This window comes from Niallia sp. FSL W8-0954 (assembly GCF_038005605.1).
GTDB lineage: Bacteria > Bacillota > Bacilli > Bacillales > Cytobacillaceae > Niallia > Niallia circulans_A.
Genome location: NZ_JBBOTN010000001.1, coordinates 1328977 through 1341995, shown reverse-complemented (window position 1 = coordinate 1341995; position 13019 = coordinate 1328977). Strand labels below are relative to the sequence as shown.

Here is a 13019-nt window from a genome sequence, read left to right as displayed (position 1 = left end):
TCTAACTGAACAAAAGCTGACGTTGAAAGGAGTATTTTTTTATGCCACATACTTCTGATAATGATAAAAAAGCAAAAGACAATAATGCATTGCGTCATGAAAAGAACATGATGCGTGAAAAAAACCGCAAAAAAGGCAAACATCAATACAGTAAAAAGACAGATCATTTGTAAGAAAATGGTTGCTAGATGAATAAGAAAAAGAGCTGCCAGATTATAGGCAGTTCTTTTTGATTGAAAGATTTCAGTTCAGTTTTGGCACTACCTCTAGCTGATGGAAAGTTATCTAAATCATCCTCTATTCCGTTTTGCGGAAAAGGGATCTGAGGTGGATTCTCTGTTCCCGTTTTAGCTTTTCTTTTACCAAACAGGCTCTGAGGCGAGTTCTCTGTTCCCTTTTAGCTTTCTCTTTTCCCAAAACGGGCTCTGAGGCGAGTTCTCTGTTCCCTTTTAGCTTTCTCTTTTCCCAAAACGGGCTCTGAGGCGAGTTCTCTGTTCCCTTTTAGCTTTCTCTTTCCCAAAACGGGCTCTGAGATTGCTTCTCTCTTCCCTTTTATCGTTCTCTACTGCCGAAACGGGCTCTGAGGCGAGCACCTCCTGAATTCCTAGATCTTTCTAAATAAAAAAGGCATTCCAAAGCTATAACCACTTTGAAATCCCCTTATATCCGCCTACATTTTAATTATTTTGATTATCTTCCTTTAAATACGTCCAGCCTTCTTCTTGGTACACTTTATTTTCTTTCATTAGTCTCCCAAGCGCTCGTTTGAACGAACCTTTACTTAAATTAAAACGTTCCTTAATGTCCTCAGGCATACTCTTATCCCCATAAGGCATTGCGCCTTTACGAGTTATTAAATAGTCTAAGATTAGTTGGGAATCTTTATCAAGCGCTTCTTCTTTTCTCGGCAATAATGAAACATTTACAGTTCCATCTAGCTTAACATCAATGATACGCCCATTTACTTTTTCCCCTAATCTTGGTTCCTTGCCTCGCTCAGATTCATGAATAAATCCTTTAAAGCCTTCTGCTGTATAAATCCAGCTTCCTACTTTTGCTGTTCGATAAATATACCCATGAATATTTTTATTAAAATCTTCTCTTGTTGCTTTTGCTGCCATTTCTTCAATAATAGGATCCGTTGCTGGTTTTACATATAAATAGTTATTCTTATTTACCTTTAATGTTATATAAAGCATATCGCCCACTTCTGGCCATACCTCTTCATGTACTGGTAAATCATCTTCCCCTAATAGCATGTCCTTTTTTAGCCCTATATCAAAGAAACAGCCAATTCCTTCTTTGCGGTCTGTTACTTTCACCCAATCGTATTTACCTACTGCAATGGACGGAATAAAGGTACTTGAGCAAGCTCTTCCCTGTGAATCACTATATATAAAAACGCGGACTTCATCCCCCTCTTCAAATTTTTGATCAGTTTCACTGAAGTGTAAAAGCACATCTTCGTCTTCCTCTTCAATTGTCAAAAAATACCCAAAAGATGCAATCCTAGCAACTGTTAATATTTCTACGCGTCCCATATAATCTCTTAACGACATTTTGTTTCCTCCTTAAATTCTTGTCTATTTCAACTTTATCTATATTCTGCTATCCTAATTATTCCCTTATTAACGAATACTTCATGCCTAAAGTTGTTACAACTGCTTAATTTTACTATAATGAGAAATAATGCTCAATGAACGTAATGATGAAATCATTTAAAACACTGATATATCAAGGGTTATATGCAATTTATTTATTTTCAGCTTTGCAGATAATTAGAGCAGAAATAATGAGTAGAGAGAAGAAAGAGATATTTTCGAAAATGCAATATATTTTCCAATGTTGTTGACTGTGCTTGATCGTGATTTAAAGGTTGCTATTGCTGCTCCTTTAAGTTAAAGCAAGTCTATCTAAACTTAATCGAACACACGTTGAAGCAAGTGTAAAAAGACATGCGTGAGAATAATACTAAGATGTATAAACGTAGAGGGAAGTTAGCAAAAGCAAAAGGTGAGAATGACGGTTATTTTACCGAGTATAATTTTTACTTTGATGGATATCACGAGGTACATAGATTTTTTAATGACAATTTAAGGAATAACACAGAAAAAACTGCTTAATTATTACTTTTTGCATCGTTATTGGATTGATCAATAGGAAAGTTATTTAAGAAGCTTTCAAATTAGAAGTTTAAGGTCTGTGGAGTCTTTCGCGGATTCTTTATTGTGTCTCATTAATCCTATTAGTTCACAAAAAATACATAACTAGCGCCTAATATTTTGACTTATTTTGTCGAATCAATTTACGAACTATTCTACCAATTGTAAAATATTAGTAGTTTCACAAAATACTAAAAAAGGTGGATTTTAATGAAAAAATTTGGTTTTGTAAAAAAGTTTCTTTTTTAACAGCTTTAGTACTAACTATTAGTAGTATTTCAAGTATTTCAAGTTTTGCTGATACAGAATTAACTACGACAAACCAGCCTATTTCATCAGTAGAAAATCTTTTAATATCGGAGGATGAAACACCATCGAATGCTCAAGTTAGCAAAGAAGCTTTATCTAGTGATTTTAATTTAGAAGAAGCTGTTGCTGATATATCCATTCAATCAATGGACAAAGAAGAAAGAAAAAATTTTAATGAAGCTGTAAATGAGCAAATTTCTTTCTTAGAAGTTAGTGAAGAAGAAAAAGAAGCATATAAAGAAGCCTTAATAAACTTCTTCGATGAAGAGTCTGAAACATATAATAATTTAAGTGCGGCACAAGAAGAAGTAACAACAAGTTTTGAAGAATTATCTACTGAAAGTAATTCCACAACCGAAGTCTCAAGTGTTTCAAGTACTATTACTAAAAATTTATTTGGAGCTGAAACAGCATCAGCAGCAAACCCATTTAAAGGTAAAATAAAAATCGGCGTCAATTTTGCTGGTTCTGTACTAAATGTAGCTATTGGTGCAGCTGTTGGTGGTGGGGTTGGTGCAATTACAGGTTTTATTAAGAAAAAAGGTGTTAAAGAAGCTCAAAGAATATTTACTAAAACCGTAACAAGCAGATTAAAAGCTTGGGGAGCAAATAAATTAGCTTGGGCTGTTGGAGCTTCTGTAGCTGTTGCTATGGACTATTATGATATCGGTTCTAAGATTGCAAAAGAGCTTGACAAAAGAGACTCTAAACCTAAAAATGGATGGATAAACATATACTAACAAAGGGCGAAAATTATGAAAAAAAGCTTAAGATATATAAATCACATTTGCGTGGGCAGTGCTATTTTTATATTATTTTAATATTTATATGCCCAAAAACATTTGGTATTTCATTATTGGAATTCCAGCATTAGGCATTAGTTCTTATTTCATCTTTCATCTTTTAGAATTTAAATCAAAAAAACAAAATAGTTAAGAAAAAGCCTCCTTCTAATACATAGATGAGAGGCTTTTTGAATGTACTATAACATAACTTTTACTAAACCAAGCATTTGTACCGACAACTCCATCTACTCTAATCCATGCCATTTTTGATATGCTTGTACAGCTTTTTTAGTATCATTACCAAAGATTCCATCCGCCGTGATTACTAAAACGAGGTCTCCATTGCGCTACTGGTTCTCCAAAAAATGTGAATGATATCAAATTCCCCACTCTTATAACATCATTTTACAGAAGACTTTATCTCATATCAGCGTGGCACACCAATATCCGAATCCCTTATCAACACGCAATAGCTAATGCGATTAAAGAGACTGGTTTTAAAAAATTACACCACATGGTTTAGACACAGTCACGCAACGATATTAGTTGCAAGCAAAAAGAAAATTCCAGTTAAAACAATTGCTGAACGATTGGGCAATACTCCTAAGATGATATATGAAGTATATGGCCATAACTATGACGAGTTAGAAAGAGAATCTGTTGAAGCTTTCGAACAAGCGTTAAATAGCTAATTGGGGGAGGTTTTTGGGGAGGTTTTATTTCGATTCCCCTCAAACCTTGATAATACCGGGCTTTATTAAATCGCTACATTTTACTATAATACAAGCATAAAAGAAATTGGATTTACTACAGAGTTGCTTTTAATTTGTGTTAAATTCCAATTAATCAGGAGGTAAATATGGCGAAAGAAAGTTCATTTGACATTGTATCCAAGGTAGATTTTTCAGAGGTTACGAATGCTGTCCAGCTTGCAATGAAAGAAATTCAAAATCGGTATGATTTTAAAGGTAGCAAGAGTAATGTGACGCTGGATAAAGAAGAATTGGTTCTTATTTCTGATGATGAATATAAATTAGAACAGCTTAAAGATGTTCTTATTAGCAAAATGTTTAAACGTGGTATTCCTATTAAAAACTTGGATTATGGCAAAATCGAAGGTGCTTCCGGCGGTACAGTTCGTCAAAGAGCGAAATTAGTGCAGGGAATTGATCGAGATAATGCCAAAATTATTAATTCATTAATTAAAAACAGTGGCTTAAAAGTGAAAACTCAACAACAGGACGATCAAATTCGGGTTACTGCTAAAAGCCGTGATGATTTACAAAAAATTATTGCTGCTGTGAAAGATGAATCAAAAATTACGATTGATGTACAGTTTGTCAATTATCGTTAATGAAAAATAACAGCGGACACCAAGCTGGTGAACGCCATTTTTCTTTCAGAACAAGATATTTATGGTGTTCATCATGTGTATGAACACCACTTTTCTTTCAAAAAAAGGTTTTTATAGCGTTCATCAGGCGGATGAACGCCACTTTTCTTTCAAAAAAAGGTTTTTATAGCGTTCATCAGGCGGATGAACGCCACTTTTCTTTCAAAACAAGGTATTTATGGTGTTCATCAGGCGGATGAACACCACTTTTCCTTCAAAAAAAGGTATTTATAGCGTTCATCAGGCGGATGAACACCACTTTTCTTTCCAAACAAGATAGTTATGGTGTTCATTAAACAAAGGAACGCCACTTTAATCAAACAACTTTCATCATGCTTACCCCTTCCTTTCCACAACTCCATATCACTCAACCCTATTTTTACCATGTTTATTTAAAAGAATTTGGGAAAAATAAGTAAACATGTACAGAATTAGAAGGAGTGATTGAATTGACTAATAGTAATAAGGAACAATTACAACAAACATTTCCACCACAGCATCAAGATCAGCAGCCAGGCATTCAGACAGAGATGAATCCTATACCTAAAGATGTCGATCCCTCTTATAAAGGCTCTGAAAAATTAAAAGGAAAAACTGCTATCATCACTGGAGGCGATAGTGGAATCGGACGTTCTGTTGCTATCTATTATGCAAAAGAAGGTGCTGATATCACTATCGTATACTTAGATGAGCATGACGATGCCCAAAAGACGAAAGAATTAGTCGAAGCTGAAGGAGTAAAGTGCTTACTGCTTGCTGGGGACATTGGTGATGAAGGCTTCTGTAAAGAGGTTGTAAAAAAGACCGTTTCAGAATTCGGCAAGGTTAATATTCTTGTAAATAATGCTGCAGAGCAACATCCACAATCAAGCATTCTAGATATCACGTCAGAACAATTAGAAAAAACTTTCCGCACCAATATTTTCTCAATGTTTCACTTAACAAAAGCCACTCTGCCCCACTTACAAAAAGGAGATGCGATTATTAATACAACGTCTATTACTGCGTATAAAGGTAATGAGACATTAATTGATTATTCCGCAACAAAAGGAGCTATTACGGCTTTCACTCGTTCCTTATCAGGCTCTCTTGCGGAACAAGGAATTCGAGTCAATGGGGTAGCACCAGGGCCAATTTGGACGCCACTTATCCCATCTACTTTTGATAGTGAGCAAGTTGCTTCTTTTGGAGGAAATACTCCTTTTAAACGTGCTGGCCAACCTTGTGAACTTGCCCCAGCGTATGTATATTTAGCTAGCAATGATTCTACCTATGTAACTGGACAGGTTATCCATGTCAACGGCGGTACGATTGTTAACGGCTAATCTTTTTATATAAATTCACTCAGAATCGCTCGCATGCATTTTGCGAGCGATTTTTTTTAATGTAAACAATTCGCTTCTCTCCTTTTAAAATCTAGCTAAACTGGCAACACTAGTGGCAAAAGAGATAGCAAGATTACAAAGGGAGTGTGAGAAAAGTGATTGATTTAGCCTCTATTTACCATCGCAGTGGAGATAATTACTGTTATTTACAAAATAAAGACACTCTCCATATCCGGATCCGGACAAAAAAGGCAAATGTCACTGAAATAGAATTAATCTATGGAGATCAATACGAAATAGTCGACTATCAGTGGGTATCCCAGCGGTTATCGATGGAAAAAAGCGGTTCTGATTCTCTATTTGATTATTGGCATTGTACGATAACAAATAAAAAAAGAGTTCGCTATGGCTTTATTCTCCGAGATTCGGAACAGCAAGTAACTTATACCGAAAAGGGATTCTTTCCATTTATTCCAGAAGATGCTGGCTTTTACTTTTGCTTGCCATATCTTCATCTGAAAGACGTTTTTACTCCACCATCTTGGGTATCACAAACGATTTGGTATCAAATTTTTCCAGAGCGTTTCCGCAATGGGGATAGCTCTTTAAATCCAGTTGATACTGCACAATGGGGACAAGAGGAGCCTGGCTTATATAATTTCTTCGGCGGAGACTTTCAAGGTATTATGGACTCCCTAGACTATCTTACAGACCTTGGGATTACAGGGATTTATCTTACTCCAATTTTTCACGCTAAAAGCAATCATAAATACGATACGATTAACTATTTAGAAGTAGACCCGCAATTTGGCGATAGGGAGATGCTTAAGTACCTTGTGAAAGAATGTCATAATCGAGGGATTCGAGTGATGCTTGATGCCGTTTTCAATCATTGCGGCTATCATTTTCCGCCCTTTCAAGATGTACTAAAGAATGAAGAGCGTTCACGCTATAAAGATTGGTTCCATATACATAAATTTCCGTTAAAAGAAAATGATATGCTGCATTATGAAACATTCGGTTTCTATGAAGCCATGCCTAAATTTAATACAGCCAATCCAGAAGTAAAAGAATATCTACTTCATGTAGCGAAATATTGGATTACAGAATGTGATATTGATGGCTGGCGCTTAGATGTTGCCAATGAGATTGACCATGAATTTTGGCGTTCCTTCCGATCTGTTGTAAAATCATTAAAGCCTGACATTTTCATTCTCGGGGAAATTTGGCATGATTCCTTACCGTGGTTAAGAGGAGATCAATTTGATTCGGTAATGAATTATCCATTACTAACAAAAGCATTACAATTTTTTGCATATGATATGATTTCCCCTCAACAATTTATGGAAGAAATGACCACAACCTTACAAGCCTATCCAGATACAGTCAATAATGTATTATTTAATATTATCGGCAGTCATGATACACCACGAATTCTTCATGAATGCAGCTACCGGAAAGAACGAGTGAGGCTTTTATTTACCTTTCTTTTCACCTACCCTGGCACCCCTTGTATATATTATGGAGATGAAATCGGCTTAGGTGGCGGCAGCGATCCTGGATGTCGAAAATGTATGCCTTGGAATACAGAAGAACATGATACGGAGCTAAAAGAATTTGTTAAGCGATTGATTCAAGTACACAAACAAAGTTCCCCTCTTATCAATAATGGCACTTTTTATTTTCTATCCCAGTCTGATTCCTGTTTAGCCTATTATACAAAAGAGGAAGAGGAAATTCTTTTAACGGTTATCAATAAGAGTGACAAGGAAGCACAATTTCTTCTCCCCTTTCCATTACGCGGAAAAAAAATCTCTCTTTTATTAACAGAAGAAGAGTATGCTGCTGAATCAGATGATCTTGCCGTAATACTAGGACCATATGAATGCAGTATCCTTCGTTTCAATATGAATTATGAATATATCCATACAAGGTAATCTATCAGGCGAACATCGATTAAGATGATCACCTGATTCTTTTTTCCAAAAGATGCAAAATAATGATTGTTTCCTATCTTTGAACGTACTATATTTACTATTATATCGAATTGTTACAATTGTCAGGGGGAAACAAAGTGAATCAGCAAACAGTACCTAAATCCATTGGGATTCCACTCCTTATATCGATTATCGCTATCTCATTTTCTGCGATTTTCGTAAAATGGTCGGAGGCACCTGCCACTATTTTAAGTATGTACAGGATGTGGCTTGCCTGTCTTATTATGATTCCTATGGTCTACATCCATCGAAATGATTTTAAAAAACTAACAAAAAGAGATTGGGCATTCTTATTTTTTTCAGGCTCTTTTTTGGCATTGCATTTTGCCCTATGGTTTAGTTCTCTAAAGTTTACTACGGTAGCCAGCTCTACGATTATATTGGCTTTACAGCCTATTGTTTCTCTTCTTGGCGGGTTTATTTTCTTTCGGGAGAGAACTACCTCTACTGCTATTATGACTATGGGGATTGCCATTATTGGGGCGATAATGATTGGCTGGGGAGACATTGGATTAGACAGCAATGCTATTATAGGAGATGTTCTTTCTTTCTTAAGTGTAATTGCTGTAGTCGGCTACTTATTAATCGGTCAAAATATTATCAAAAAAATGACTCACTGGATCTATACGTTTACTGTTTTCTTTTTCGCTGCTTGTTTGTTAACCGTTTATAATCTATTGGCTGGTGAGGCATTAACAGGCTATTCTGGCAGAGAATGGGGTATATTTGTTTTGCTTGCGATTGTTCCAACACTTGCACATGTCATTAATAATTGGTTACTTAATTATGTTAATGCAACAACTATTTCCATGAGTATTCTCGGTGAGCCAGTCGGAGCCACACTTTTAGCTGTTTTACTATTGAATGAGCAATTAATCTTCGCACAACTTTTAGGTGGATTACTCGTTTTGTTCGGGGTGTTCTTTTTCCTCCTACAAAAGCAACCTAAATCTACCATTACGCAAGAAAAACCAATTGGTTAGATTAACAAGGAAACAGCAAGACTAGAATATAATCAAATATGATTTTTATAAGGCGAGCTATTCAATATATTTAAGTGCAATAGATAATAGTGTAAATCTTAGGCCGGAAATATTATTCCGGCCCTTTTTCTTTCCAAACCTCACCAATCAATCCTTTAAAAATCGCAAAAATCTTTTCCTCTTCTGCATATTCCTAGTAAATTAGCAAATACTACTTTAAGCATATACCATATTTCTAATTAGGAGATTCTTTTTCATGCTAAAAGAAAATCTATCTTTAAGTCAGTTATTTGCCATTATTATAGGCTTTAACTTAGGGACAACGCTTGTGGTGGTGCTTGGTATTACAGCAAAAGAGGATGCTTGGATTACCGTTCTTCTATCTACCATTATCGGCTTAGTAGTGTCCTCCTTTTTTCTTCATATAAATGAGCTAGTACCTTCTAAAAATTTGTTTGAAATTATTGAGTTTGGATTCAATAGATTTATGGCAATCCCTATTACCCTCGTCTATTCCCTTTATTTTTTTTATCTAGCCGCAAGAACGATCAGGGATTTTGGGGAATTAACATCTACCTTTATCCTTCCTTTAACTCCTATTGAAATCATCGTTATTACTTTAATGCTTATTATTGGCTATATTTTGTATTTGGGAATTGAAATCTTAGGGCGGACAACAGAAATATTTACTCCATACTCAGCAGTATTTCTGATCTTGCTTATTATCTTTTTATTTGCTAGTGGCAATCTGTCTATTACAAAGATTCAACCTGTATTAGCAAGAGGGATACTACCAATAGTGAAGGCTATATTTCCAATCGAAGTGAGTAGACCTTATGGAGAAATGCTTGTTATGACGTGTATATTTCCTCTCATAACGAATGTAAAATGGAGAAAAAAATCTGTTCTAGCTTCCGTAGCTGTATCAGGTTTTTTGCTCACCATTGCTACATTAATTATTATTTTATCATTAGGGATTAATACTTCCTCCAGGGCTACATTTCCCCTTTTAAGTACGACAAGACTTATTTCAATTGGAGAGTTTATTGAAAGAATAGATGCTCTAGCTGTTTTTATTATCATATTAGGAATAGTTATCAAGAGCTCTATCTTTATTTATTCCGGCTTAAAGGGATTAGAATATATTTTTAAACAGCCCTATCGCTTCTATGTTGTACCTATTATTTGTCTTATTTCGATGTTTTCTATTTTCATTAGTATGGAAATAAATGACCATGTTCGAGAAGGTGCAGTGGTTGTTCCGTATCTCCTATATATACCTTTGCAATTTGCCTTCCCTTGCTTTTTATTATTTATTCTATTAATCAAGAAGGTTAAATCACATAACAATCCCTAGCTAGCAGAGTCATTCCTGCTAGCTAGGGATTGTTTAATTATTCACTATTTTATTCGACAATATTAATCTGATAGTCTTTAAACCAATAATGGATTTGTACTAAATGGGCAAGTAATTGTGGACCTGTCATCAATTGGCCGAACCATGGTTCTTTAAATGCAGAGCCTTCTGTTTCAATAATTTCGGTGAGACTTTCCTTATCAAAGAATTCATATAAAACAGAACTTTTATCTGCTAAAGCACTTTTCAGCATATCACTTACTGTTTTTGTGTAAATGGGATTATGTGTTTTAGGATATGGACTTTTTTTGCGATAGAGCACTTCATCTGGTAGGATTCCTTCTAACGCTTTCCGTAATAATCCTTTCTCTCTTCCCATGTAATTTTTCATTTCCCATGGTACATTCCACACATATTCAACTAAACGATGGTCAGCAAATGGTACACGCACCTCTAGGCTTGCTCCCATACTCATTCTATCTTTCCGCTCTAATAAAGTAGTCATAAACCATAATTGATTGAGATAAAACAATTCTCGACGCTTAGCATCTTCTTTACTTTCTCCTGCTAACTTTGGTGTTTCTGCAATGGTTTGATTATATTTATCCATCATATAATCTTCTAATTGCAATTTATTGCTCCACGAATCTTTCAATAAGTTTTGTCGTTCTTGGATCGATCTCATCCATGGAAAGCCTCCTCTTTGCAAATCGGCCTCTCTTCTAAACCATGGATAGCCTCCAAAAATTTCATCTGCGCATTCCCCAGATAAGCTAACGACAAAGTCTTTTTTTATTTCTCGACAAAACCATAAAAGGGAAGAATCTACATCTGCCATACCAGGCACATCTCTGACTGTTACTGCCTCATGTAAAAAGTCAGCTAATGTCTCTTGGGTGATGATACAATTATGGTGAATGGTTCCAAATGTATCTGTCATTTTTTTTATATACACACCATCTGAATTTGGCTGAAATTCATTTGCTTTAAAGAACTTATCATTGCCTTCATAATCGATGGAATACGTATGAAGCGGTCCTTTCCCTGTTCTTTTATATTCCATGGAAGCAATTGCTGTAATAGCACTTGAATCCACTCCACCTGAAAGAAACGTGCTTAATGGTACATCTGATACTAATTGTCTTTTCACAGCATCTTTAAAAAGAAAGCGTACTTTTTCGACCGTTTCCTCAAAAGTATCCGTATGTTCTTCACTCTTCACATTCCAATAACGCCATACTTTAAGTCCATCCTGAGTAAATTTTAATGCATGCCCTGGCCGAAGCTCTTTAATCCCTTTGAAAATACCACTTCCTGGTGTATGAGAAGGTCCAAGTGCAAACACCTCAGCTAACCCTTCTCTATCCAGCTCTGCTTTCACATTTGGATGGGCTAGTAATGCCTTCAATTCCGACCCAAAAATAAAACCAGTGCTAATTTCCGTGTAAAATAATGGTTTCACTCCTAAACGATCTCTTCCAATAAATAAGGAGTTCCGTTTCTCATCCCAAACAGCAAAAGCAAATATTCCGTTTAAGTATTGCAGACAATCTTCTCCCCACTCCATATAGGAAGTAAGTAAAACTTCTGTATCAGAATGACCTTGAAATGAATATCCTTTTATTAGTAATTCTTTTCTTATGTCTTCAGTATTATACAACTCACCATTGTAGCAAATAGTGTAGTGAAATTCTTGTTTTTCTTTTGTCATTGGTTGAATACCATTTAGCGGATCTACTACCACTAAGCGTTTATGACCGAATCCTGCATGTAATGCAGTCCAAACATTTGTATCATCAGGGCCTCTTTTTGCCAATGTTTCAGCCATAGCCGATAAAATTTCCGACTCGTTTCTTAAATCTTTTTTGTAATCAACCCAACCTGTTATTCCACACATGATTATCATCCTTTCTTTCGTGGAACTTATGATTAGATACCAATCAATCAGTATGAGGTATTCTATGCACCAAATCAAAAATGGTTATTTGTCCATAACAGGTTTATATATGTTCCATTCAAAAAAGAGAAATTAATCGTTTTCAATGTTTTAAGGAAGGAAAAAGAAGGATTAGTTATAAAATTTTGTTTATCTGTCTAAAAAGAATTTATGGGCGTGTAATCTTTGGGAGGTTTACAATGAACAATCAGCATAGATCAAAACTTATTGAATTTCAAACACGTGCCTTTACGAAAGGTACAGTCGAATATATAAATAATCAATGGATTTTTTTTGATGAAGAAACAGAAGAAGCAGCCATGCTGGATGAATATTTACACCAAGAAATTGAGATACGTTCTTTCAATCGCTGGCGAAAAGGCATTCTCCTGGAGGATGGCAAAGTAAATGTTTCTGGTACCATTCATTTTCTAGAGCACGAAGATCCTATCCGCATAAGAAAACACCTTGTGTTTGCTTTAGAAGAATTATTAGACGACTTAAGCGACGATAGCTTTTATCAGTTTATCACTACTTTAAATTCGATGAAGTTCTCCATATACGATTGTATATACTGTTATAATCATCTTACTTTTTTAAAGGATGAAAAACGAAAGAACGGGGTTAATATGATGATTTTTGATAATGAAGAAGGACTTTGTAGTGTTAATCATCATTTCTTTTATAATGAAAAAAGCACAGACCGCTTTGAATTCACCTTAAATACTGGAAAACGAATGATTGTGGAAAAATTGACTTCTTAAAAATGATC

The 13019-nt window shown here is 35.3% G+C and carries 13 protein-coding genes; 10 read left to right on the top strand and 3 right to left on the bottom strand.

Annotated elements, in window-relative coordinates; translation table 11 throughout:
- The first annotated feature begins 41 nt into the window (after positions 1 to 41).
- Positions 42 to 173 (top strand): DUF3941 domain-containing protein, encoded by a 132-nt coding sequence (locus NX902_RS06685; protein WP_082138337.1) that lies wholly within the window; start codon positions 42 to 44, stop codon positions 171 to 173.
- A 504-nt stretch (positions 174 to 677) separates the two neighbouring features.
- Here the strand turns inward: NX902_RS06685 and NX902_RS06680 are convergent.
- Positions 678 to 1559, bottom strand: a complete 882-nt coding sequence (locus NX902_RS06680; protein ID WP_095330052.1) for a CvfB family protein — start codon at positions 1557 to 1559, stop codon at positions 678 to 680.
- 417 nt (positions 1560 to 1976) lie between these two features.
- Here NX902_RS06680 and NX902_RS06675 point away from each other — a divergent pair, with 417 nt between their 5' ends.
- Together NX902_RS06675 and NX902_RS06670 are read left to right on the top strand one after the other, a co-directional pair.
- Positions 1977 to 2123 carry a hypothetical protein gene (locus NX902_RS06675; RefSeq protein WP_341160665.1) on the top strand — a complete coding sequence of 49 codons (147 nt, stop codon included), beginning with the start codon at positions 1977 to 1979 and terminating at the stop codon, positions 2121 to 2123.
- 239 nt (positions 2124 to 2362) lie between these two features.
- The gene (locus tag NX902_RS06670; RefSeq protein WP_249937918.1) at positions 2363 to 3211 is read left to right on the top strand and encodes a hypothetical protein; all 849 of its coding nucleotides are present in this window, start codon (positions 2363 to 2365) and stop codon (positions 3209 to 3211) included.
- Positions 3212 to 3501: 290 nt separating this feature from the next.
- Here the strand turns inward: NX902_RS06670 and NX902_RS25815 are convergent, their stop codons facing one another.
- Entirely contained in the window at positions 3502 to 3579 is a 78-nt protein-coding gene (locus NX902_RS25815; RefSeq protein WP_445668880.1) for a peptidoglycan-binding domain-containing protein, read from the bottom strand.
- A 153-nt stretch (positions 3580 to 3732) separates the two neighbouring features.
- Here NX902_RS25815 and NX902_RS06665 point away from each other — a divergent pair, with 153 nt between their 5' ends.
- From NX902_RS06665 to NX902_RS06640, 6 genes are all read left to right on the top strand, one after another.
- The gene (locus NX902_RS06665; protein ID WP_341160664.1) at positions 3733 to 3948 is read left to right on the top strand and encodes a hypothetical protein; all 216 of its coding nucleotides are present in this window, start codon (positions 3733 to 3735) and stop codon (positions 3946 to 3948) included.
- A 167-nt stretch (positions 3949 to 4115) separates the two neighbouring features.
- Positions 4116 to 4610 carry a YajQ family cyclic di-GMP-binding protein gene (locus tag NX902_RS06660; RefSeq protein WP_163187649.1) on the top strand — a complete coding sequence of 165 codons (495 nt, stop codon included), beginning with the start codon at positions 4116 to 4118 and terminating at the stop codon, positions 4608 to 4610.
- A gap of 488 nt (positions 4611 to 5098) precedes the next feature.
- Complete coding sequence (locus NX902_RS06655) at positions 5099 to 5974, top strand: SDR family oxidoreductase (RefSeq protein WP_047943119.1); 876 nt, start codon at positions 5099 to 5101, stop codon at positions 5972 to 5974.
- A 155-nt stretch (positions 5975 to 6129) separates the two neighbouring features.
- Positions 6130 to 7911, top strand: a complete 1782-nt coding sequence (locus NX902_RS06650) for an alpha-glycosidase (RefSeq protein WP_445668895.1) — start codon at positions 6130 to 6132, stop codon at positions 7909 to 7911.
- Between the two features lie 137 nt (positions 7912 to 8048).
- Positions 8049 to 8954: a DMT family transporter gene (locus NX902_RS06645; protein WP_123259789.1), complete on the top strand. Its 906-nt coding sequence runs from the start codon at positions 8049 to 8051 to the stop codon at positions 8952 to 8954.
- Between the two features lie 256 nt (positions 8955 to 9210).
- Complete coding sequence (locus NX902_RS06640) at positions 9211 to 10311, top strand: GerAB/ArcD/ProY family transporter (protein WP_171509440.1); 1101 nt, start codon at positions 9211 to 9213, stop codon at positions 10309 to 10311.
- 49 nt (positions 10312 to 10360) lie between these two features.
- Here the strand turns inward: NX902_RS06640 and asnB are convergent, their stop codons facing one another.
- The gene (gene asnB, locus NX902_RS06635; RefSeq protein ID WP_163187648.1) at positions 10361 to 12208 is read right to left on the bottom strand and encodes an asparagine synthase (glutamine-hydrolyzing); all 1848 of its coding nucleotides are present in this window, start codon (positions 12206 to 12208) and stop codon (positions 10361 to 10363) included.
- Positions 12209 to 12447: 239 nt separating this feature from the next.
- On the opposite strand from asnB, the gene NX902_RS06630 reads away from it, so the two are divergent.
- The gene (locus NX902_RS06630) at positions 12448 to 13011 is read left to right on the top strand and encodes a DUF2777 domain-containing protein (RefSeq protein ID WP_095330058.1); all 564 of its coding nucleotides are present in this window, start codon (positions 12448 to 12450) and stop codon (positions 13009 to 13011) included.
- The last annotated feature ends 8 nt before the right edge of the window (positions 13012 to 13019 follow it).